Source organism: Nocardia puris (assembly GCF_003315035.1).
In the GTDB taxonomy this organism is placed as follows: domain Bacteria; phylum Actinomycetota; class Actinomycetes; order Mycobacteriales; family Mycobacteriaceae; genus Nocardia; species Nocardia puris.
In genome coordinates, this window is record NZ_QNRE01000007.1 from 263,782 (window position 1) to 285,807 (window position 22,026).

General features: G+C 70.2%; 22 protein-coding genes and 1 pseudogene. 13 read left to right on the plus strand and 10 right to left on the minus strand.

Annotated features, from left to right (window positions below; all coding sequences use genetic code 11):
- Positions 1–108: 108 nt before the first annotated feature.
- The 3 genes from DFR74_RS19920 to DFR74_RS19930 all read left to right on the plus strand — a co-directional run bounded on the left by DFR74_RS19920 (position 109) and on the right by DFR74_RS19930 (position 3,267).
- Positions 109–993 (plus strand): LysR family transcriptional regulator, encoded by an 885-nt coding sequence (locus tag DFR74_RS19920; protein ID WP_195125878.1) that lies wholly within the window; start codon positions 109–111, stop codon positions 991–993.
- Positions 990–1,922: a serine hydrolase gene (locus DFR74_RS19925; protein WP_232331692.1), complete on the plus strand. Its 933-nt coding sequence runs from the start codon at positions 990–992 to the stop codon at positions 1,920–1,922. Before DFR74_RS19920 ends, DFR74_RS19925 begins: the two co-directional genes overlap by 4 nt.
- Before the next feature lie 97 nt (positions 1,923–2,019).
- A complete protein-coding gene (locus tag DFR74_RS19930; RefSeq protein WP_067506609.1) occupies positions 2,020–3,267 on the plus strand; it encodes an epoxide hydrolase family protein in 1,248 nt (415 codons plus the stop codon).
- Positions 3,268–3,605: 338 nt separating this feature from the next.
- Here DFR74_RS19930 and DFR74_RS19935 read toward each other — a convergent pair whose 3' ends face one another.
- Positions 3,606–4,571, minus strand: a complete 966-nt coding sequence (locus tag DFR74_RS19935; protein ID WP_067506606.1) for a helix-turn-helix transcriptional regulator — start codon at positions 4,569–4,571, stop codon at positions 3,606–3,608.
- 62 nt (positions 4,572–4,633) lie between these two features.
- Between DFR74_RS19935 and DFR74_RS19940 the strand changes: the two genes are divergently transcribed.
- Positions 4,634–5,125, plus strand: a complete 492-nt coding sequence (locus tag DFR74_RS19940; RefSeq protein WP_067506603.1) for a pyridoxamine 5'-phosphate oxidase family protein — start codon at positions 4,634–4,636, stop codon at positions 5,123–5,125.
- Between the two features lie 91 nt (positions 5,126–5,216).
- Here the strand turns inward: DFR74_RS19940 and DFR74_RS19945 are convergent.
- The 3 genes and pseudogenes from DFR74_RS19945 to DFR74_RS19955 form a co-directional block, all read right to left on the minus strand.
- Positions 5,217–5,546: pseudogene (locus DFR74_RS19945) on the minus strand (transglycosylase family protein); the annotation flags it as partial.
- A 535-nt stretch (positions 5,547–6,081) separates the two neighbouring features.
- On the minus strand, positions 6,082–7,299 hold the full coding sequence (locus tag DFR74_RS19950; protein ID WP_067506596.1) for an RNA polymerase sigma factor: 1,218 nt from the start codon (positions 7,297–7,299) through the stop codon (positions 6,082–6,084).
- A 12-nt stretch (positions 7,300–7,311) separates the two neighbouring features.
- Entirely contained in the window at positions 7,312–7,653 is a 342-nt protein-coding gene (locus DFR74_RS19955; RefSeq protein ID WP_067506593.1) for a YciI family protein, read from the minus strand.
- A 149-nt stretch (positions 7,654–7,802) separates the two neighbouring features.
- Between DFR74_RS19955 and argC the strand changes: the two genes are divergently transcribed.
- The 6 genes from argC (at position 7,803) to DFR74_RS19985 (ending at position 13,795) form a co-directional block, all read left to right on the plus strand.
- Positions 7,803–8,858: an N-acetyl-gamma-glutamyl-phosphate reductase gene (gene argC, locus DFR74_RS19960; protein WP_067506589.1), complete on the plus strand. Its 1,056-nt coding sequence runs from the start codon at positions 7,803–7,805 to the stop codon at positions 8,856–8,858.
- Positions 8,855–10,075 carry a bifunctional glutamate N-acetyltransferase/amino-acid acetyltransferase ArgJ gene (gene argJ, locus DFR74_RS19965; protein ID WP_067506585.1) on the plus strand — a complete coding sequence of 407 codons (1,221 nt, stop codon included), beginning with the start codon at positions 8,855–8,857 and terminating at the stop codon, positions 10,073–10,075. The genes argC and argJ overlap by 4 nt, the downstream gene beginning before the upstream one ends.
- The gene (argB, locus tag DFR74_RS19970) at positions 10,072–10,998 is read left to right on the plus strand and encodes an acetylglutamate kinase (protein ID WP_067506582.1); all 927 of its coding nucleotides are present in this window, start codon (positions 10,072–10,074) and stop codon (positions 10,996–10,998) included. Before argJ ends, argB begins: the two co-directional genes overlap by 4 nt.
- A complete protein-coding gene (locus tag DFR74_RS19975; RefSeq protein ID WP_067506579.1) occupies positions 10,995–12,197 on the plus strand; it encodes an acetylornithine transaminase in 1,203 nt (400 codons plus the stop codon). Before argB ends, DFR74_RS19975 begins: the two co-directional genes overlap by 4 nt.
- Entirely contained in the window at positions 12,194–13,135 is a 942-nt protein-coding gene (argF, locus tag DFR74_RS19980) for an ornithine carbamoyltransferase (protein WP_067506576.1), read from the plus strand. Before DFR74_RS19975 ends, argF begins: the two co-directional genes overlap by 4 nt.
- Before the next feature lie 150 nt (positions 13,136–13,285).
- Complete coding sequence (locus DFR74_RS19985) at positions 13,286–13,795, plus strand: arginine repressor (RefSeq protein WP_067506572.1); 510 nt, start codon at positions 13,286–13,288, stop codon at positions 13,793–13,795.
- 357 nt (positions 13,796–14,152) lie between these two features.
- On the opposite strand, the gene DFR74_RS19990 is transcribed toward DFR74_RS19985, so the two are convergent.
- A complete protein-coding gene (locus tag DFR74_RS19990; protein ID WP_067506569.1) occupies positions 14,153–14,845 on the minus strand; it encodes a YwaF family protein in 693 nt (230 codons plus the stop codon).
- Positions 14,846–15,540: 695 nt separating this feature from the next.
- Between DFR74_RS19990 and DFR74_RS20000 the strand changes: the two genes are divergently transcribed.
- On the plus strand, positions 15,541–16,011 hold the full coding sequence (locus tag DFR74_RS20000; RefSeq protein ID WP_267465228.1) for an oxidoreductase family protein: 471 nt from the start codon (positions 15,541–15,543) through the stop codon (positions 16,009–16,011).
- 49 nt (positions 16,012–16,060) lie between these two features.
- Here the strand turns inward: DFR74_RS20000 and DFR74_RS20005 are convergent, their stop codons facing one another.
- On the minus strand, positions 16,061–16,420 hold the full coding sequence (locus DFR74_RS20005; protein ID WP_067506797.1) for a DoxX family protein: 360 nt from the start codon (positions 16,418–16,420) through the stop codon (positions 16,061–16,063).
- 272 nt (positions 16,421–16,692) lie between these two features.
- Here DFR74_RS20005 and DFR74_RS20010 point away from each other — a divergent pair, with 272 nt between their 5' ends.
- Both DFR74_RS20010 and DFR74_RS20015 read left to right on the plus strand, forming a co-directional pair.
- Positions 16,693–17,547, plus strand: coding sequence for a sigma-70 family RNA polymerase sigma factor (locus DFR74_RS20010; protein ID WP_067506560.1), 855 nt, complete (start codon positions 16,693–16,695; stop codon positions 17,545–17,547).
- 294 nt (positions 17,548–17,841) lie between these two features.
- The gene (locus tag DFR74_RS20015) at positions 17,842–19,029 is read left to right on the plus strand and encodes a TerD family protein (protein WP_067506556.1); all 1,188 of its coding nucleotides are present in this window, start codon (positions 17,842–17,844) and stop codon (positions 19,027–19,029) included.
- Between the two features lie 12 nt (positions 19,030–19,041).
- On the opposite strand, the gene DFR74_RS36075 is transcribed toward DFR74_RS20015, so the two are convergent.
- The 4 genes from DFR74_RS36075 to DFR74_RS20030 form a co-directional block, all read right to left on the minus strand.
- On the minus strand, positions 19,042–19,197 hold the full coding sequence (locus DFR74_RS36075) for a hypothetical protein (protein WP_157115811.1): 156 nt from the start codon (positions 19,195–19,197) through the stop codon (positions 19,042–19,044).
- Between the two features lie 79 nt (positions 19,198–19,276).
- The gene (locus tag DFR74_RS20020; RefSeq protein ID WP_067506553.1) at positions 19,277–19,579 is read right to left on the minus strand and encodes a hypothetical protein; all 303 of its coding nucleotides are present in this window, start codon (positions 19,577–19,579) and stop codon (positions 19,277–19,279) included.
- A gap of 37 nt (positions 19,580–19,616) precedes the next feature.
- Positions 19,617–20,006 carry a hypothetical protein gene (locus DFR74_RS20025; protein WP_067506550.1) on the minus strand — a complete coding sequence of 130 codons (390 nt, stop codon included), beginning with the start codon at positions 20,004–20,006 and terminating at the stop codon, positions 19,617–19,619.
- 36 nt (positions 20,007–20,042) lie between these two features.
- Positions 20,043–21,824: a hypothetical protein gene (locus DFR74_RS20030; RefSeq protein WP_067506546.1), complete on the minus strand. Its 1,782-nt coding sequence runs from the start codon at positions 21,822–21,824 to the stop codon at positions 20,043–20,045.
- Between the last annotated feature and the right edge of the window lie 202 nt (positions 21,825–22,026).

Sequence of the window (22,026 nt, forward strand, 5' to 3'; positions counted from 1 at the left end):
GCATTCGCGAGTCGGCCTCGATATCGTCGCAGGTAGGAGTGCTTGTTCGGCCGCGGAGACAGGGTGCTCGCAGGCGGTGCGACCGCGGCGGTGCGCCCGGCTGGTTCAATGACCGCCATGGACCTGATCCGCCACCTCCGCTTCTTCGTCGCCGTCGCGGACGAGGGGCATTTCGGGCGGGCGGCGACAGCGCTCGATATGACCCAGCCGCCGCTGTCGCAGGGTCTGCGGCGGCTGGAACGATTCCTCGGCGTCGAACTCGTGCATCGCACGCCCCACGGCGCGGTCCTCACCTCGGCGGGTAGGCAACTGCTGCCGCGCTCACGGCTGCTGGTCGACGACGCCGGACAGCTGCTCGCGGAATCACAGCGCATCGCCCAGGCGCGCGGTGATGTGCACTGGGGTGCGGCGGGCCCGGTGCCGGATCCGCTGGTCACGGCGTGCGTCACCGCGCTGCGCAGTTCGGCGGGCGCGGGCGCCACGGTGTCCACGACGGTGGGATCGACCGTCGACCTGCTCGGCAGTCTGCGTGCGGGCCTGTGCGATGTGGCGGTGATCGAGCATCCGGCGCTCGTTGACGGCGTCGAGGCCGGGCCGGTGGTCAAGATTCCGCGTCGGCTGGTCGTGCCGTCGGATCATCGCAGCGCCACCGCCGAACGCCCCACCTTCCGCATGCTCGCGGATCTGACGTTCGCGCATCCGCCGCGCGCCGCCAACCCACCCGCCTACGACACCGTGCTCGACCTGCTACGCGAGCGTGGTCTCGATGTGCGGGTCCACACGGCGCGCGACGATCGCGCGGTTCTGGCCGCGGTCGCCGCCGGGACCAGCTTCGGTCTCACCGCCGTGACACCGTCGCCGACGCCGGGGGTGGCATGGCTGAAGATGGCCCCGCAGGCCCTCGCTTTGCGGGTGCGCGTGGCCGGTCGGCCGGAGGCCCGGTCGCATATGGCCGCACTGGATCGGGTGCTGTACCGGGAGCGGTTGCGGTGAGCCTGTCGCGCGCCTCGGCGGGCGGTGCGGCCGGAAGCGAGACCGTCGATCGGATTCGCGCCGTGTTCGCCGACGCGGGCTGCACGGGCTGGTTGCACGCCCGCCGCTGCGGGACGGCGGCGGACATCTCGGTCGGCGGCCTGGACCGGGTGGTCACCGCGTCGGTGTACAAACTGGTGCTGCTCCTCGCGTTCTGCCGGCGGGTCGATGCCGGGCTGATCGATCCGCGGGCCCGGCTGACCGTGCATCCCGCCGACTGCACGCCGGGGCCGACCGGAATCGCCGCCCTGCACGACTCGGTGACCGTGAGTCGCCGCGATCTGGCGACCTCCATGATGACGGTCTCCGACAACGCGGCGGCCGACATCCTGCTCGGCGAGATCGGCCTGGGCGCCGTCGAGGAACTGCTGACCGAACTCGGGCTCACCGAGACCCGGATCGTGGGCGGCACCGCCGATGTCCACCGGAGTCTGGTGCGCGACACCGACACCCACACCACCGCCGAGGCCTTCGCGGCGTTGGCCGACAACGACGAGGCGTGGTCGGTGTCGGCGTACGACCCCTCCTACACCAGCGCGACCACCCCGGAGGAGATGACCCGCCTGCTGGATCTCGCCTGGGGCGGCGGCGTGCTCTCCGCCGAGCAGACCGATTTCGTGCGTTCGGTGATGCGCAAACAGGTGTGGCCGCATCGCATCGCCGCGGCGTTCCCGCATCGAGGTGTGCTCGTGGCGGGAAAGACCGGCACCATCGGCGTGATCCGCAACGAGGTGGCGGTGGTGGAATTCCCGGGCGAGTATCCGGTGGCGGTCGCGGTGTTCACCCGCGCCGCCCGCGCCGACCCGCAACTGTCCGCCGTCGACGCCGCCATCGCCGAGTCCGCGCGCATCGCCGTCACCGAACTACGTCGTCCCCGCGCTCGGGACTGACGTTCTCGGGCGGGCGGTGGCAGACAGGCCCGCGGGTTGCTCGAGACTCTGGATCTTAGGAACGCAATTGTCCTAACTGGCGACTAGCGTGGTATTCATGACGACCACACCGAACATCCGGCCTTTCCGTATCGAGATCCCGCAGGAGAGGATCGACGGGCTGCGCGCACGGCTCGCCGACGCTCTCTGGCCCGACGACCGGCCCGAGGTGGGGTGGACCAAGGGCACGCCGATCTCGTATCTGAAGGAGTTGGCCGAGTACTGGCGCACCGAATTCGACTGGCACGCCATCGAGAAGCGGCTGAACGAGCTGCCGCACTTCGTCACCGAGATCGACGGTCAGCCGCTGCACTTCGTACATGTCCGCTCGCCGGAGCCGGACGCCGTACCACTGCTGCTGTGCCACGGCTGGCCGTCCTCGTTCGTGGAGTTCCTCGACGCCGTCGGTCCGCTCAGTGATCCGCGCGCGCACGGCGGTGACCCCGCCGACGCCTTCCACCTCGTGATTCCGTCCTTGCCCGGTTTCACCTTCTCCGGGGTGGATCCCGCGGACGGCAAGGGTTCCACCGACGAGTACGCCCGGACGCTGGCCCGGTTGATGGCCGAGCTCGGCTACGACCGCTACGGCGCACAGGGCGGGGACGCCGGGTTCTTCCTCAATGCCGAACTCGGGCGCGTGGACGCCGAGCACCTGATCGGCATCCACGCCAACGGCCTGATCACCATGCCGTCGTGGGACGAGAACTCCTGGAACGATCAGTCGTCCGGTGGCGAAGCCGGTCGGGATGGTGCGGAATCGGTCGGCGGCGACTCGGCGTGGCAGGGAGCATCCGGCGAATCATCCTGGGCGGGAACGGAATCGGGTAGCGGTGAATGGTCGGCGGAAACCGGCGGCTACGATCCTACGGCGCTCGGATACGCCATGGTGCAGGCGGGCCGGCCGCAGACCCTGGCCATCGCCATGCACGATTCTCCGGTCGCGCTGCTGTCGTGGATCACCGATATGTTCCAGCGCTTCAGTGATCCGGCGATCGAATCTCCCGACGATGCGATCGGCCGCGACATCCTGCTCACCCACGTGAGCCTGTACTGGTTCACCCGCTGTTTCGCGTCGTCCATCCGGATCTACGGGGAGAGCGAATCATGGGGCGCGGGCCGCCCGAGTTCCGGGGTCCCGACCGCCGCCGCGGTGTTCCCGGGCGACAGCACCGATCGCGCGATCGCGGAGAAGGAACACAACCTGGTGCGTTGGACCGAGTACGACCGCGGCGGTCATTTCGCCGCCACCGAAGCGCCGGATCTGTTCACCGACGATGTGCGCGAGTTCTTCCGAACGCTGCGCTGAGCCGGCGCGCCGACGGTCCCGGACGAGAGTGCGGGACCGTCTCGCGTCCCGGATGAGGCACCACCGGCAACCACCGTTCGCTGGACCGAGCACGGCCGCGGTGACCATGCGGTCGCCTGACCTGCCCACGGGCGACGTGCGCGAGATCCCGCACAGTGCGCCGAAGCTGTCGCACCGCAGAGGTTCTCGCTGTCATATGACGTCGGGCATCGAGACGACCGGCGGACCGGATCCGCCGCCGAGCCCGGCCGGCGCCGGTTGCGATCACCTGTCCGGCCGAGCCGGCCGATCGCGCGGCGAATGTCGCCAGGGAGTGTACGGCGCTCGATCACGCCGGTTCAGCCGCCGTACCGCGCCGCCATCTCCCGCGCGGTGCGCGCCAATCGCTCGCGCAGAGGGGGTGGGTCCAGGATTTCGGCGTACTGGCCGAGCGGCAGGATGCCGTGGGCGAGCACGTCATAGGATTCCGAGGCCAGCGTGACCGTCACCCAGCCGTCCGAATCCGGTTCGCCCATGGACTCTTTCGCCTCGGCGACCGCCGCGGGCTCGAATCCCAGGCGCAGATAGCGGACGTGGTCGGCGTGGATGCGGCAGCGGGCGCGCACCCGCAGCATGGAGCGCGCGAACTCCTCCTGTGCGGCGGCCCAGTGCGTCGCGAGATCGAAATCGTCCGGCCGGACGAAGGATCCGCCCGTCGGCGCGGCCGAACGGATCCGGCTCACCCGGTACGAGCGGATCGCGCCGTCGACGCGGGCCACGAGGTACCAGGTGCCGGCCTTGGACACCAGCCCGAGCGGGTCCACGAGGCGGCGCACCTCCCGCTCGCGGCCGTAGCGGAGGTCGAGCCGCCGGTCGTGCCACAGCGCGTCGGCGACGACGGCCAAGGTGGGGGTCTCCTCGGGCTGGTGGAACCAGCCGGGCGCGTCCAGGTGCACGCGCTCGGCGATCCGGGTGGCGCGGCCCCGCAACTCGGGCGGCAGCGCGGCCAGCACCTTGAGCTGCGCGGTCGCCAGCACCGTGCCCAGCCCCAGGTCGGCCGCGGCCGTGGGCAGCCCGGCGAGCAGCACCGCGTCGGCCTCCTCGGAGGTGAGCCCGGTCAGCCGGGTGCGGTACCCGTCCACCAGGCGGACGCCGCCGCCCCGGCCCGGCTCGCTGTACACCGGCACGCCGGCCGCCGACAGCGCCTCCACGTCCCGGTAGACCGTCCGCACCGACACCTCCAGCTCCTCGGCCAGCTCCGGCGCGGAGATCCGGCCGCGGGTCTGGAGCAGCAACAGCAGCTGGACCAGTCGACTCGCGCGCACCCGCCGAGCCTATCGGCGAAACTTGACGTCAGGTGTCAAGTTTGCGGCGTAGCGTCCCCGCCATGACCGAATGGAGCACGTTCACCGAGGAAGCGCCGAAGATCGCGGAGGTGTTCCTCCGCAGGCATCGGGCCACCGGCAACCTGTGCATGCTGGGCACCCTGCGCGCCGACGGGTCGCCCCGCATCAGCCCGGTCGAGCCGATGATCTTCGAGGGCAGGCTGGTCATCATCGGCATGCCGGACACCACGAAGTTCAAGGATCTGGCCAGGGACCCACGATTCTGCATCCACACCGCCACCGTCGACACCACGGTCGGCGACGGTGACGCCAAGCTGTTCGGCACGGTCGTCGACGACACCGACACCGAACTGCACGCGCGGTTCGCGCAGTATCTGTTCGACCTGAGTGGTATGGATCTGCGCGGGCAGGAGTTCGACCACTTCTACGTGGGCCGGCTCACCGGCGCGTCGTGTATCGAGGCGGGCGAGGACCGGCTGACCATCACCATCTGGAAGCCGGGCGAAGGGGAGCGGGTCGTCTACAAGGGCTGACCGCGCGAACGCCGACGGCCCCCGTCACCCGAGAAGGAGAGGTGCGGGGGCCGCCGAGATTCCGGTGTACCGGAAGCGGGGTGCGTCAGAAGTACGCGCCGCAGGTCGGCCAGGCGCCGATGCCCTGGGTGCGCAGCACGTTCTCCGCGACGCGGATCTGCTCCTCGCGGCTGGCGTTGTGCGCGTAGCCGGTGCCACCGTTGGCGGTCCAGGTGCTGTGCGAGAACTGCAGACCGCCGTAGTAGCCGTTGCCGGTGTTGATGCCCCAGTTGCCACCGCTCTCGCACTGCGCGACGGCGTCCCAGTTGCCGCTCGCGGCGGACGCGGTGGCGGTGGACAGACCGAACGGCGCGGCCACGAGGGCGCCGGCGACGGCGGTGAAGGCGGCGGCGCGGATGCTGAACTTGCGGGTCTGAGTCATGAGGGTTCCTTGCTGCGCCCGCCGGCCCGGCCCGCGGGCCGAGTCCCTGTCCCCAGTGCGATGTCGGGGGTCTCGAACCGCGGGACAGGGTTGCCGGTGTTCGGCGGCTCGAGCTCGTGCCCGTCGTTCGACCGGGCCGGTTGCCGACGATAACGAAAAGATCTCGCCGAATCACGTCGCGATAACGGGGCAATGGCGTGCCAGTGCGGTCGAGAATTCCGGACTTCGCGCAGTTGAGCGCGGCGAAATCTGGAATTGCGGGCGTGTGATTACCAAACGTAGATGTGGTTCAGATCACGAAAATGCGGGTGTAACGAACGGTGTTCGTGGGCGATTCGCGAGGATTCGCGCGCGGGAGGATTGGCGAACCGCAATGCCTGATCGCGATATTTTCCCAGCTAGATGGGCGTAACTGGGCGTCAATCGAGCGGTTTCGGGGATTCTCGAGTCGATTTTCTGTGGCGTGGCACACCATTGTTTGCAGGTTTGTACTGCGTCAATATTCCGGACGCTTCCCGGCCGGCATCGCGCCGGATCAGGGACCTCGAAGCGCGTCGCGGCGGGCGGTCAGGAATTGCCGTTCCGATTCGTTACCGGCTCGCTCGATCGCCGCGTCGAACGCGGTTCGCGCTTCTTCCGTGCGGCCCAGCCGGGCCAGGAAATCACCCCGAATCGCGTGGTACAGATGGAAATTCGGCAATTCGATATCGGCGAGGTCGGCCAGACCCGCTGCGGGACCGTCGATTTCGGCCCGCGCCACGGCGCGATTCAGCGCGACCACCGGCGTCGGGGTGAGCGCGTACAACTGGTCGTACAGCGCGAGGATCTGCCACCAGTCGGTCGCCGCGGACGAGGGCGCGTCGGTGTGCACGGCGGCGATGGCGGCCTGGATCTGGTACTGGCCGGGTCTGTTGTGCCGCAAGCACTTTCGCACCAGCGCGTGCCCCTCCGCGAGGAGGTCGCGATCCCACCGGGAGCGGTCCTGATCCGGCAGCGGGATCAGCCCGCCGTCCGGGCCGGTGCGGGCCGGACGGCGGGCCTCGGTCAGCAGCGTGAGGGCGAGCAGTCCCCAGACTTCGGGCTCGTCCGGCATCAGCTCGGCCGTCACCCGGGCGAGGCGCACCGACTCCGCGCCGAGGTCCGCGCGCACCAGCTCCGCGCCCGAGGGTGCGTCGTGTCCCGCGGTGCAGATCAGATACAGCACGGCCAGCACGGCGGGCAGCCGCTCGGGCAACTCGGCGGCGCTCGGCACCCGATACGGGATGCGCGCCGCCTTGATCTTGTTCTTCGCGCGCACCAGCCGCTGCGCCATCGTCGCCTCCGGCACCAGGAAGGCGCGGGCGATGTCCGCGGTGCTCAGCCCGCCGAGCAGCCGCAGGGTCAACGCCACCCTGGCATCGGGCGCCAGCGCGGGGTGGCAGCAGGTGAAGAGGAGGCGGAGCCGGTCGTCGGGCACCGGCCCCGTCTCGGTCGCGGGTGATTCGGGGACGTGGAGCAGCGCGGCCGCCGCGTACTTGTCGGCGCGCGCGGCCTCCTTGCGCAGCCGGTCCACGGCGGCGTTGCGCGCGGTGGTGATGATCCACGCGGGCGGACTCGGCGGCAGTCCGTCGTCGGGCCAGCGCCGCACCGCCGCGACGAACGCGTCCTGCACCGCGTCCTCCGCCAGGTCGATATCGCCGAACGCGCGAATCAGACTCGCCACCGCGCGTCCGTGCTGCGCGCGGAACACGTCCTCGATCACCCGCGTCTGCACCGCTCGCGCCCGCTATCCGGCCACCGGCCGCACCTCGATCGCCAGCGGGGTGAGCACCGCCGCGACCTTGCCCGCCCAGGCCAGCGCCTCGTCCAGATCCGCGGCCTCGATGAGGGTGAACCCGCCGATCTGCTCCTTGCTCTCCAGGTACGGCCCGTCGGTGGTGAGCGGCTCGCCGCCGCGCACCCGCACTACCGTCGCCGTGCTCGGCGGATGCAGCCCGGCCGCGAACACCCAGGCGCCCGCCGCGCGGATCTCGTCGTTCACGGCTTCCAGATCGCGCATGATCTCGTCGAGGTTCTCCGGCGGCGCCTCGTCGGCCGGCTGGTAGATGCTCAACAGGTACTGCGTCACGGTGTCCTCCTCGGTCGCGCCGGCCCGTCGCCGGCTCTCACCTCCTGTACGAACGGGTTCCCCGGAGATCGACAGAACCCGCGAACTTCTTTCCGCCGCCGTCGCACCCCGTTCATGAATGGGATTGCACGGTCATGCATAATCATTTCATGGCTGATACGGATGCGCCCCCGTTGCGGGTAGCTGTTGCCGGTGCGAGCGGGTACGCGGGCGGCGAAGTGCTGCGCCTGCTGCTCGGGCACCCGCGATACCGATCCGGGCGCCTCGAGATCGGGGCGCTGACCGCGGGCGCCAATGCCGGCTCGACCCTGGGCGAGCATCAGCCGCATCTGCTTCCGCTGGCCGACCGGGTGCTCGCGCCCACCACCGCCGAGGAGCTGGCCGGGCACGACGTGGTCTTCCTCGGCCTGCCGCACGGCCAGTCCGCCGTCATCGCGAACGCGCTGCCCGAGTCGACCGTCATCATCGACTGCGGCGCCGACTTCCGGCTCCGTGACGCCGGCGCCTGGCAGAAGTACTACGGCACCGACCACGCGGGCACCTGGCCCTACGGTCTGCCCGAACTGCCCGGCGGTCGCGACGCCCTGCGCGGCGCGACCAGGATCGCGGTCCCCGGCTGCTACCCGACGGTGGCCAGCCTCGCGCTGGCCCCCGCCGTCGCGGCCGGGATCGTGGCGCCCTCGGTGCACGTCGTCGCGGTGAGCGGCACGTCGGGCGCGGGCCGCAAACTCGACGTCGCGCTGCTCGGCTCCGAGGTGATGGGGTCGGCCCGCGCCTACGGCATCGCCGGCGCGCACCGCCACACCCCAGAGATCGCGCAGAACCTGAAAGCCGCGGGCGGAACGGATGTTTCGGTGTCCTTCACGCCTGTGCTGGCGCCGATGCCGCGCGGCATCCTGGCCACCTGCACCGCGCCGGTCACCGTAGACGCCGCGCAGGCCCGCGCCGTCTACGAGAAGGCCTACGCCGACGAACCTTTCGTGCACCTGCTGCCCGAAGGCGTGCTCCCGCAGACCGGTTCGGTGCTCGGCTCCAACGCCGTCACCCTCCAGGTCGCGGTGGACGCCGACGCGGGACAGCTCGTGGTGATCGGCGCGATCGACAACCTGACCAAGGGCACCGCGGGCGCCGCGGTGCAATCCATGAACCTGGCCGTCGGATTCGACGAGACCGACGGACTTTCCACCGTAGGAGTGGCACCGTGACGACTTCCGCCGACACCGCGAGCGGCAAGCTGGTCCGCACCCAGGGCGTCACCGCCCCGCTGGGCTTCCGCGCCGCGGGTATCGCCGCGGGCATCAAGGCCAGCGGAAAGCTGGATCTGGCACTGGTTTTCAGCGAGGGCCCGGAGTACTCGGCCGCGGGCGTGTTCACCGGCAACAAGGTGAAGGCCGCGCCGGTGCTGTGGTCGCAGCAGGTGCTGAAGAGCGGCCGGCTGCGCGCTGTGATCCTGAATTCCGGTGGGGCCAACGCCTGTACGGGTCCGGGCGGTTTCCAGGACACCCACCGCACCGCCGAGGAACTGGCGAAAGCGTTGAGCAACTGGGGCACCGAGACCGGCGCGGGCGAGGTCGCCGTCTGCTCCACCGGTCTCATCGGCGACCGGCTGCCGATGGACAAGCTCATCCCCGCCGTCACCGAGATCGTGCACGAGATGGGCGGCGGCCTCTCCGGTGGACTGGACGCCGCGCACGCCATCATGACCACCGACACCGTGCCCAAGGAAGCCGCCTTCCACCACCGCGACAAGTGGAATGTGGGCGGGATGGCCAAGGGCGCGGGCATGCTCGCGCCCTCGCTGGCGACCATGCTCGTGGTGCTCACCACCGACGCCGTCGCCACGCCCGAGCAGCTCGACAGCGCGCTGCGCAAGGCCACCCGGCTCACCTTCGACCGCCTCGACGTCGACGGTTCCTGCTCCACCAACGACACCGTGCTGCTGCTGGCCAACGGCGCCAGCGAGGTGACCCCGAGCCAGGAGGACCTGGACGCGGCCGTGCTCGCCGTCTGCGACGACCTGGCCGAGCAGCTGATGGCCGACGCCGAGGGCGTCACCAAGCGCGTGCACGTCACTGTCGCCGGCGCGGCGTCGGAAGACGAGGCGCTCGTCGCGGCGCGCGCCATCGCCCGCGACAGCCTGGTCAAGACGGCACTGTTCGGTTCCGACCCCAACTGGGGCCGGGTGCTCGCCGCCGTCGGTATCGCCCCGATCACCCTCGATCCCGACCGGATCACGGTGTCGTTCAACGGGAATCCGGTGTGCGTCGACAGCGTCGGCGTGCCGGGCGCGCGCGAGGTCGACCTGTCGGGCGCGGACATCGCGGTGCGCGTCGAGCTGAATGTCGGCTCCGGCGAGGCGACGGTGCGCACCACCGACCTGTCGCACGGCTACGTCGAAGAGAACTCGGCCTACAGCTCATGACCACGCCCGCGATCCACGAACTCAGCGCGCTGGACAAGGCGCACGTGCTGGCCGACGCGCTGCCCTGGTTGCAGAAGTTCCGCGACAGGATCGTCGTGGTCAAGTACGGCGGCAACGCCATGATCGACGACGAACTCAAGCGCGCCTTCGCCGCTGACATGGCGTTCCTGCGCACGGTCGGCGTGCACCCGGTGGTGGTGCACGGCGGCGGCCCGCAGATCAGCGCGATGCTGAAAAAGCTCGGCTTGCAAGGGGAATTCCGCGGCGGCTTCCGTGTGACCACACCCGAGGTGATGGAGGTGGTGCGGATGGTGCTGTTCGGTCAGGTCGGGCGCGAACTCGTCGGGCTGATCAACGCGCACGGCCCCTACGCCGTCGGCATCTCCGGTGAGGACGCGCACCTGTTCACCGCGACCCGCCGCACCGTCGACGTGGACGGCGAGGCCACCGACATCGGCCTGGTCGGCGACGTCACCTCGGTGAACCCCGACGCGGTACTGGATCTCATTGCCGCCGGGCGCATTCCGGTGGTGTCCACCATCGCGCCCGACGCCGACGGCGTGGTGCACAACATCAACGCCGACACCGCGGCCGCCGCGCTGGCCGAGGGCATCGGCGCGGAGAAACTGGTGGTCCTCACCGATGTCGAAGGGCTGTATACGAACTGGCCCGACCGGTCGTCGCTGACCAGTCGCATCGACGCCGCCGAACTCGCCGCCTTGTTACCGAGCCTGGACGCGGGCATGGTGCCCAAGATGGAGGCGTGCCTGCGCGCCGTCGTCGGCGGGGTGCCCACGGCGCACGTCATCGACGGACGGGTACCGCATTCGGTACTGCTGGAACTGTTCACCGGAGAAGGAATCGGAACGATGGTGACCCCCGCCCCCGCCGGGCCGGGCGCGCCGGACGGAACGAAATCATGAGCACTGTCGAAGAATTGCAGCAGCGGTGGTCCGCCGCGATGATGAACAACTACGGCACTCCGAAGGTCGCGCTGGTGCGCGGCGCGGGCGCGGTGGTCTACGACGCGGACGGCAACCGTTACGTCGACTTCCTCGGCGGCATTGCGGTGAACAGCCTCGGGCACGCCCACCCGGCCATCCTGGAGGCGGTCACCCAGCAGCTCGGCACCCTCGGGCACGTCTCGAATCTGTATGCGAGCGAACCGGTCATCGAGCTGGCCGAGAAGCTGCTCGCGCATTTCGGCGACGGCGAGGGCCGCGCGTTCTTCTGCAACTCGGGCACCGAGGCCAACGAGGCGGCGTTCAAGATCGCCCGGCTCACCGGCCGCACCAAGATCGTCGCGTGCGAGGAGGCGTTCCACGGCCGCACCATGGGCGCGCTGGCGCTCACCGGGCAGCCGTCCAAGCGGGCGCCGTTCGAGCCGATGCCGCCCGGCGTGGTGCACGTCCCCTACGGTGACGCCGAGGCGCTGGCCGCCGCCGTCGACGACGAGACGGCCGCGGTGTTCCTGGAGCCGATGATGGGGGAGAGCGGCGTCGTGGTGCCGCCGATCGACTACCTGGCCAAGGCGCGTCAGATCACCGCCCGGCACGGCGCGCTGCTGATCCTGGACGAGGTGCAGACCGGCATCGGCCGCACCGGAAAGTTCTACGCGCACCAGGCCGCCGGCATCGTGCCCGACGTGATCACCCTCGCGAAGGGACTCGGCGGCGGACTGCCCATCGGTGCGGTACTCGCCAACGGCCGAGCCGCCGAACTGCTCACCCCCGGCCTGCACGGCACCACGTTCGGCGGGAATCCGGTCTGCGCGGCGGCGGCGCTGGCCGTGCTGCGCACGCTGGACCAGGAGGACCTGCTCGCCCACGTCGAGTCCGTCGGCAAGCGGCTCAGCGACGGTATCGAACTGCTCGAGCACCCGTTGATCGATCACGTGCGCGGCGCCGGGTTGCTGCTGGGAGTCGTGCTGACGCAAGATCTTTCGGCGCAGGTGGAGAGCCGGGCGCGGGCGGCGGGCTACCTGGTGAACCCCGCCAAGCCGAACGTCATCCGGTTGGCGCCGCCGCTGGTGCTCACCGCGACCCAGTCCGACAATTTCGTCGCCGATCTGCCCGCCATCCTGGACGGGGCGATCGAGGACGCGAAGGGGGAGAACCCGTGACCGAGCTGCGGCACTTCCTGCGGGACGACGACGTCTCGCCCGCCGAACAGGCCGAAATCCTCGCTCTCGCCGAGGAGTTGAAGAAGAGTCCGTTCGCGCACCGGCCGCTCGAAGGCCCGCGCGGGGTCGGGGTGATCTTCGAGAAGAACTCGACGCGCACCCGCTTCTCCTTCGAGATGGGCATCGCCCAGCTCGGCGGGCACGCGGTGGTGGTGGACGGACGCGACACCCAGCTCGGGCGCGAGGAGACCCTCGCCGACACCGGGCGGGTGCTCTCCCGGTACGTGGACGTCATCGTGTGGCGCACCTTCGAGCAGTCGCGGCTGGACGAGATGGCCTCGGCCGCAACGGTTCCGATGGTGAACGCGCTGTCCAACGAGTTCCACCCCTGCCAGGTGCTCGCGGACCTGCTGACCCTGCGTGAGCGGTTCGGCGACCTCACCGGCCGCACACTGGCCTACTTCGGCGACGGCGCGAACAACATGGCGCACTCGCTGCTGCTCGGCGGCGTGACGGCCGGGATGAACGTGATCGTCGCCGCGCCGGAGGGTTTCGAGCCGCTGCCCTGGATTCTCGAGGCGTCGCGCAAGCGGGCGGCCGAGACCGGGGCGTCGATCACCGTGACCACCGATCCGGTCGCCGCCGCGACGGGGGCGGACGCGTTGGTGACCGACACGTGGACGTCGATGGGGCAGGAGAACGACGGCAAGGACCGGGTGGGGCCCTTCGTGCCGTTCCGGTTGAACGCCGAGCTGCTGTCGCTCGCGTCGGCGGATTCCGTTGTGCTGCACTGCCTTCCGGCGCACCGTGGGGAGGAGATCACCGACGAGGTGATCGACGGGCCGCACAGTGCGGTGTGGGACGAGGCGGAGAATCGGCTGCACGCGCAGAAGGCGTTGCTGGTGTGGTTGCTGGCCAGACGCGGGGGTGCGTCGTGAGCGGGGCGAACGCGTGGTGGTGTGTGGTCGGCGAGGTGAGAGCGTGAGCGGGCGACGATCGGCGCGTTCGGCCGTGTCGTCTGCGGCCGGGCGCACCTTGACCCGAGCGGGTCGGGGAACATCGGACCGCCGGACGCCGGGGGCGCACCGATGAACGCCCCGCCCGCCGACGGCAAGGGTCCCGCCATCGCGCGGACCCGCGCCGGCCGCCAGTCCCGCATCATCGAGCTCCTCGCCGCCCACGCGGTCCGCAGCCAGTCCGAACTGCAAGCCCTGCTGGCCGCCGAGGGCATCGACGCCACCCAGGCCACCCTGTCGCGTGACCTCGACGAACTCGGCGCGGTGAAACTGCGCGCGGCCGACGGCGGCGCGGGCGTCTACGTCGTCCCCGAGGACGGCAGCCCCGTCCGCGGCGTCATCGGCGGCACCGACCGCCTCTCCAAACTGCTGGGCGACCTGCTCGTCTCCACCGACGCCAGCGGCAATATCGCCGTCCTGCGCACGCCACCCGGCGCGGCCCACTACCTGGCCAGCGCCCTGGACCGCGCCGCCCTCCCCTACGTGGTGGGCACCATCGCGGGCGACGACACCATCGCCGTGATCGCCCGCGAACCCCTCAGCGGCGCGGAACTGGCCGCGAAGATCGAAGAACTCGCCTGAGGTTGGGTCGCCCGCAGGCGCGCCGCTGACCGACGATCGTTGTCGATCGTCCGGGCCACTGAGTTTCGTGTGGTGGGCGGATCGCCGTGCCGAGTCGGGCGAAGACTTCCTGGATATCGGTGGCGGTGAGAACCCGGGTGGTCCAGGCGCGCAGCTGTTCGGGCTGCGCGGTGCGGATCGTGTTGGCGGTCGTGGTGGGCAAGGGCCCGAACCGGGCGGTGAGCAGATCGATCAATGCCTCGGCTCGACCCTCGGCCCGGCCTGTGTCGCGGCCGCGTGCTTCGATCTGTTCGGCGGTCGTCAGATGTGGGTCCCGGACTGTAGTTGCAGGTTGTCGAGGCCGCCAGGTGCATGAATTCACTTGTGACGCACCCACGGCCACGTCATCAAGGCCCACACGGTCATCAGCACGAGCGCCACCGTGCCCAGGTACCAGGGCCAGGGGCCGAGCACGTCGAGAAGGGATGGCGTCGAGGGCTTTCCGTTGACGAACCCGTAGTTGGTTCCGGCCGCGGTGTTGAACACGTACGTCACCGCCACCCACACCACGGTGACGCCCACGGCGAAGCGGTAGCTGCGCCAGTCCGGGCGCATCCCGATGCCCCAGGTCAGGTAGATCGCCGCCCAAACCACGGCGAGATGGATCGCCCAGAACCCGAGGAACTCTTTGCTCGGGAAGTCCGGGCCCTCCAGCGCCGGCGAGATGAGCGCCTGCGTACTCAGCGTGAGACACCAGTAGTACGTCACCGCGTACGCCCACCGCCGATGCGACCACAGCGCGTACCCGGCCACCAGCGTGGCGAGGTCGGTCAGCCGCAACGGCACCGACCGCTCGACGGCGAACGGCACCATCGCCACCAGATAGATCACCGCGTAGGTCAGCAGCGTCGCGGCCCCGAACACCCGGCTGAACCGCCGCCCGGCCTCCGGGCTCCCCTGCGTCCGCCCCACCCACACCACGACAACCGCCCCCACGACGAACACCACCAGGGCAACCCAGTGCGACAGTCCGTAGGCGGCGAACTCCCGCTGCACCGCGAGGGTGTTCATAGTGTCCGATTCTAGGGTTCGCGGGTGTGTCCGCAGGCCATCTGTTCGCGGAGTGGCACGATGCGTTGACAAGCGCCGTACCCACGGCGGGGTGAGGGGGCCATGAGCGCGTTCGAGTGCTGGGGGAATCCCCTCGGTAGATTCGAGGGGATGGCGCCGCGTTCGCAGGATTCTGGTCTTCCCGGGGTCGCACCCGGGGAAGTTGGTGCGGCTCTGCGTGTTTCGGGGTTGATCGGGGCGGGGACCGAGGTGGTGGGGGTCGAGCCCGTCGAGGTAGGCGGGTTCGGGTCGGTGGGGGCGGTGCGCAGGGTGCGGATCCGGTACGCGGGGCGGGCGGGGCCGGAAACGGTGGTGGTGAAGTTGGCCGGGGGTGTTGCGGGTGAGTTCGGCGAGGTCGAGGCACAGTGGTATCGGGAGCGTCTCGCGGAGCGGTCGGGAATTCGCACACCGCGATTGCTGGCCGAGCACCGTGACGGTTGGTTCTTGTTGGAGGACCTCGGCGACCGGGGATTCGTGCGTCAACTCACCGGATGCGGTGTCGCGCAGGCCGGGGCGGCGCTCGAGGAGATCGCGGTGCTGCACGCACGGAGGCCGCGGACGACCTGCCCGGATGGATACGCGCACCGGATGGGTCGGCGCCGACGCGGTTCTGCCGGCGCTGGCTGCACGCCTAGCGCGGCGAGTGGCCGGCGGAGCTGGCCGAAGTCGCGCGATTGCTGGTCGACCACATGGATGCGCTGACGGACATTCTCGGCCGCGCACCGGCAACCGTCGTGCACGGTGACTTCCATTGCCAGAACATCTCTTTCGACGAGTCCGGCGCCGCGCGACTGATCGATTTCCAGTTCGTCCAACGCGGCGCCGCCGTGCTCGTCGTGGCGCGTTTCCTCGCCACCAGCCTCACCACCGAGGTTCGGCGCGCCGAGGAGCGTGATCTGTTGCGCCGCTACCACCTTCGCCGCGCGGCGTTGGGCGCGCCGGAAGACGAGCCGGACGCCGAACTCACCGCGCTGCGGGCGGGCCTGCTGTGGAATATCGCCATGCCGTTGTCCCTGCACGTCAGGCGCGTCATGATGCAGGGCAGGCCGTGGCCGGAGAAGTTCCCGATCCTCACCCGCTGCCTGGACGCCGCACGCGATTGGGACGCACTGGCTGTCTTGGACTGATTCGAGCCCCCATGCGGCTACGCACCGGCTCGAGGACGCGCGGACCTGGTCATGACCCGTTGGCCGCGTGGGCCATATAGGCCGTCGATGCCGCCGCGAGAACCAGATACACCCCGGGGAACGCGATGTTGTAGAACACTCGCGCCCGGACATGGGCGCCGACAGCGCCGACGAAGAACAAGACCAGGCCGATCCCGGCGGCGACGCCGAGCCAGGGCGCGGTGGCGAGCCCGGCCGCGAGTCCGACCGCTCCGGCCAGTTTCAAAGTCGCGAGGTACGGCAGGGAGCGGGCGGGAACGTGCACCTCGGCGGAGTTCCGCAACACGAAACCCGCCCGCGCGTAGTCCGCGGCGGCGATGAACACGTTGGCCGCGATACACAGCACGGTGGCAATCAGCAGCGGGGTCATGCCCGGCACCTCCTCGAACCGGTGACCGGATTCGCTGGTCGACCGGCCCTCGCTCGCGCGGCTGCGCGGCACGCTGGTGCTGATGAGTGCGGCCCGTCGTTCTCGATCCGTGTGTTCGGCGCGTCGACCTGTTCGGCAGCGGGGTGTCCGGATCGGAATCGGACAGCTTGTAGGCTCATCGGCAGGTCCCTTCCTCGGGATGTGAACTTTCGGGTGCGAGATCGGTCGTCTCATCTGCCCCGACGTTTCTCACCTCGGAAAGGTGACACCCCGTGGTAACCAGTGCGGAGTTCGAAGCAGCCCGGCCGCAGCTGACGGCGCTGGCCTTTCGGTTTCTCGGCTCCCTGCACGACGCCGAGGACGTCGTGCAGAGCACGTGGATCAAGGCCTCGACCACCACCGGTGATCTGCGCAATCCGGCGGCATGGCTCACCACCGTCCTCACCCGCCTGTGCCTCGACCAACTGCGGACGCGGCGACGGGGAGGCCGGGAGCCGCTGCTCGCCGACGACCTGCCGTCCGAGGAACTCACCGCAGACGAGCACTATCTGCGGCGCGAGAACATCTCCCGGGCGCTGATGGTGGTCCTCGACCGGCTGACCCCCGCCCAGCGCGTTGCCTACGTTCTCCACGATCTCTTCGACATCCCGTTCCGGGACGTGGCCGACACGCTGGGCACCACCCCCGACAACGCGAAGAAGCACGCCAGCCGCGCCCGCCGGCGAATCGAACACGCCGAACCCGCCCCCGCCGCGCCCGACAGCGCGGTCGTGGACGCGTTTCTCGCCGCGGCGGCGGGAGGCGACATCGACCGGATGGTCGCTCTGATGACCAGCGATTGCGTGCGCACCGCCGACACCACCCTGGTCCCGCCGGGGATCCGGCCCGTGGTCACCGGCGCCCGCGCGGTCGCCGAGGAGACGACGTTGTTCGCCGCCCGGATCCGCGCCAGCACACCGATGATCGTCGATGGTCGTCGCGTGCACGTCATCGCTCCGGGCGGGCACCTGCTTGCCGTCATCGACATCGAGATCATCGGCGGTCTGGTCAGCCGGATCGACATCGCTCGAGCCTCCGCGCGCACTCCGATCGAACTGGCACCGAAGACCGAGTCGGTCAGCTGGTGAACAGCTCTCCGGCGAACGGTCGCCCGCGAGATGTGCAGGGGGCCACACGGTTCGGTGGTGTCACTTGCTCGCGCCGAGCGACCACCGTCGTCAAGCCTGGGGCGGCTCAGGCGCGGGGCGGCCGACACGTCCGGCACATGAACGGTCCGGTAGTGCCCCGGAGTCACCGGCCTGCCACCCGACACGGCTGGCGTGCTCGCGCGCGATCGGTCCCGGTCCGGTTGTCACGGCATCGCACCGTCGTCGCCTCCGTTGCGCGCCGTATGGTGGACGCGGCCGAGAGAAGGGGTTGCGATGGAGTTGGTCAAGGGTGCGAACGCGCCGATCGCCGCGGGGGAGGTGCTGGTGGCAGTGGACGCCACCACACCGGTGGATATCGCCGCGCTGCTGCTGACCGGGGCCGGGAAGGTGCGCTCCGACAGCGACTTCGTGTTCTACAACCAGCCGGTGGCGCCCGGTGTGGAGGTGCGCCCGCCCGACGCGATCCGGGTGGTGCCGGGCGAGGTGCCCGCCGATATCGAGAAGATCGTGGTGACAGCGAGTCTCGACGGTTCCGGTCCCGCGAACTGGGGGCAGGCGGGGCCGCTGCGGATCGCGCTGACCGACGCCGCGAGCGGCGCGCTGCTGGCGAGTTTCGCGCCGTCCGGGTTGGGGGCGGAGACGGCGTTGATCGCCTGCGAGCTGTATCGGCGCAACGGCGCCTGGAAGGTGCGCGCCGTCGGGCAGGGGTACGCGCAGGGATTGGCCGGGATCGCCACGGATTTCGGCATCACCGTGGACGACGAGCCGGAAACGCTGGACGCGCCGCAGCCGCCCGCTCCCGCGCAGGGCACGCCGCAACCCGTTGCACCGCAAGAACCTCCGACTCCCACCGCACCCCCACGCTTCGGCGCACCGACCATCGACCTCACCAAAGGCCGTGTCACCCTGCGCAAGAACGAGACGGTTTCGCTCACCAAACAGGGCGAACCACCGCTCACCCGCGTGCGGATGGGCCTGGGCTGGGACCCCGCCACACACGGGCGCAGCGTCGACCTCGACGCCTCCGTCATCGCCTACAACGCCCAGGGCAAGAAGCTGATAAACGTCTGGTTCCTGCGCCGCGAGGCCTTCGAGGGCGTGATCAAACACTCCGGCGACAACCTCACCGGTCGCGGCGACGGCGACGACGAGGTGATCACGGTCGACCTCCCGGCGCTGCCGCCCGAGGTCTACGCCCTGGTGTTCACCGTGAACTCGTTCGCGGGCCACAAGTTCGACCAGGTCGCCCGCGCCCACTGCCGCCTCGTGGACGACCACACCGGCGCCGAACTCGTGCGTTTCGAACTGTCCAAGGGCGAGCCGACCACGGGCGTGTTCATGTGCATGATCACCCGCGGCCCGCACGGCTGGAACATGACGGCGCTCGGGGAGTACTCGAAGGGCGCGACCGTCCGGAAGATGGTCGACCCGGGCAAGCGGTTCGTGCTGTCGACTCGGTGAGTCGCTCGGAGATCAGGCGAACGGGTACTGCCCGCCGCCTCCGCCGCGCCCGCCCTGACCCGGGTCGGCGACGCGGAGGATATCGGCGATCAGGTCGATGACGGCCTGTCCCACGGAGAGCACCCCGTGCCCGATGACGCTGAAGTCCTGTGCCAAGCCTTGCAGCATGTCGGCCACCCCTTCGTACGCTAGGTCGGTACATCTACCAGCGTGACACAAAGTCGGCGACGGCGTGCCGGGATCGGCGTCAGGTGAGCGCCACGGCGAGCCGGTCGGTGGCGTCGACGAGCCAGGCGGGGTCGCCGTGGCGGCGGCCCCAGAATGATTCGCGGACCAGGCCCGCCTGCATCCAGCGGCGGACGTGGTCGACGTCCAGCCCGGCGGCGTCGCTGTAGAGGGCGAGCAGGCGGCGGGCCCGCCGTTTCGGGTCGGGACCGAGCATGAGCTCGGTGGAGCGGGTGCTGCGCAGCGCGTTGAGTGCGGCGATCCACGCCCGCCGGGACTCGTCCTCGATCCCCTTGCGCGCGAAGGGTTCCGAAATCTCGATCACCGCGAAATCCTCGGACTGGTCTGCGCGGCAGGCATGCTCACTGCGTGAACCCGCGCACCCTCTCGAACAGGTCCGCGATCTTGGTGAGCGTGTCGAGGTTCGGCAGCGCGGCCGGAATCCGCCTGCGCAGGCGGTCCCAGCGGCCGCGGGCGCGGTCCAGATCGGGTTCGGGATCCTCGAGCGCGTCCAGCACGTCGTCCACATCGGCGGGCTCGGCGTCGGCGCCCTCCGTCTCGGTGAGATGCCCACGCAGCGCGGCGAGTTCGGCGCGCAGCTCGGTGAGCGCGTCACGCAGGGCCGCTTGGTCGCCGCCGGTGGTCGTCACGCCGCCGTGGATGGTGCCGGTGTTGCCGGAGCCGCCGATGTTTCCCGCGACCACCTGCCCGCCGTCGATCCGGACGGTGTTGTCGGACGGTTCCTCTGGCATCTGTCGAATCCTTTCCGGAGTACGCATGAACGAAATTCACTGGCCTGGAGTGGAATTGGCGGAAAACCCGGAGGTGCCGGTGGTCGGCGCGGCGCCGGTGGTGACCGCTCCCTGATTCCCGCTACCGCCCACGCTGCCCGCGATGACCGTGCAACCGTTCATGACGGTCGCGTTATTGATCTGGGTGACCATGGAGCTGAACGCGTCGGTGGCAACGCCTTGCGCGGTGAGGAACCGCTGGATGGCGTCGAGCACCCGTTGTTCGAGGATCTTCAGGTACCGGTCGGCATCGGTCTCCTGGAAGAAGTTCGGGAACTCCATGCCCGTGCCGATCTCGCGCACCGTGGCGGCGACGCCGAGCGAATGCGCCACCCGCTCCGGGGTGTCCAACCGGCCGCGCCCGGCGCCCCGCAGATCGCGGCCCCACCGCCACAGATCGGCCACCCGCCGCCGGATCGAGGCCGGGGCGAGCGCCAGATCGCCGAGCGCCCGCCACAGCGCGTAGAGGGCGGGCAGGGTGGGCGGCGTGTCCACCGTGCGGTACCGCGACCAGATCGGCGGGAGCACGAAACCGTTCCACTCCAGGTAGAGCGTGCGGCGCTCGTATCCGACGTGCAGGTACCCCGAACACGCGACCTCACGCTCCCACGACTCCACGCGGAAGCACCGGTAGAACCGCAACCATTCCGGGGACCGGTCGTAGAGCCCGTGCCAATACCGTTCCGCCAGTGTGGGATCGCGGCGTGCCTCGAGTTCGCGGAAGAAGTAGCGCGCGTCGGGATAGTGCAGGATGTGCCCGGCCGAGAGCAGCGCTGTGTCCCGGATCTCGAGCCCGGCGAACCGGCCGCCGGGCGAGAGGTCGGGTGCCTTGCGCAGGGCGTCCACGTCGTCGGCGATCGCGCGGTGCAGATCGCCCGCCGTGAACTCCGGCATCGGCGCGCCCGGTGTCGCCGCGGCCGGGTGCAGTTCGATCGCCTGCGACCAAGTCCGGACCCGCGCGCCCGCACCGACGAACGGGTCGTGCCCGCGATAGATGATCAGGTTGCGGGGCAGCGCTTCCCGATTCCGTTCGTCCTCGGCGTCGATGCGCCGCAGTCGCGCCTCGAACGGCCTGCAGGCCAGCGTGACGAATTCCCGTGGCGGGGCGTCCGGATCGAAACGCCCGAAACGGAAGCGCCGGTCGGCGAGCACCCACGGCAGATAGCGCAGGACGAACAGCACGCAGAGCATGGCGAGCGCGAGGGCGACCACGGGGAAGCCGAGCCGGCCGATGTAGACGTAGCCGATGGGGGTGTCGACCACCGGGGTTTCGATCCCCAGATTGATCCGCACCGCCGCGCCCACGTACACGACGGGCATCACGATCAGGAACGAGTAGACGGTGAAGACCGGCAGCCACAGCGCGGCCGTCGGGCCCCACGTCGCGCCGCGGTCCGGTGGGGCCTGCGGCCGGTTCGCCTGACGGTTGCGGCGGATCCGCGCGACGAGCCAGCCGCCGGTGCGCCACGCCAGTCCCGAGGCCAGCCACAGCAGCACCAGCCCCGGGCTGAGCACGAAGGTGATCAGCAGCAGGACCAGCAGCGCGGCCGACCCGATCCGGCGCGCGGCCTGGGCGGCGACCGCCTCGCGCAGCACCACCGACGCGCGCACGCCGGGGGAGTGCAGCACCATCCGGCAGGGCTCGGCGAGACACTCCTCGACCAGTTCGTCGGCCAGTTCGGCGTCCAGGTGGGCCGCCGCCGCGAGGTAGCGGGTGGCCTCGTCTCCGGGGTCGATCAGCGCGGGTGCGACGTGGGCGTCGTCGGGGTTCGCGGTCACTTCGATCCATCCCCTGCGAAGCGAATTCCGTTGTAGCCCAGAGATTACCAGCCGGAGTGGGCGTGTCGTGCGGGTTTGCGCGGCCCGGCCGGGACCCGCCGGACCACCCCCCGTTGTGAATGGGATTGCATCGTCGTGCATAATCATTTGCAGCATTGGTTGTGGGTTCGGCCGGCGGATGCCGACCGGCCCGTGCCGCCCC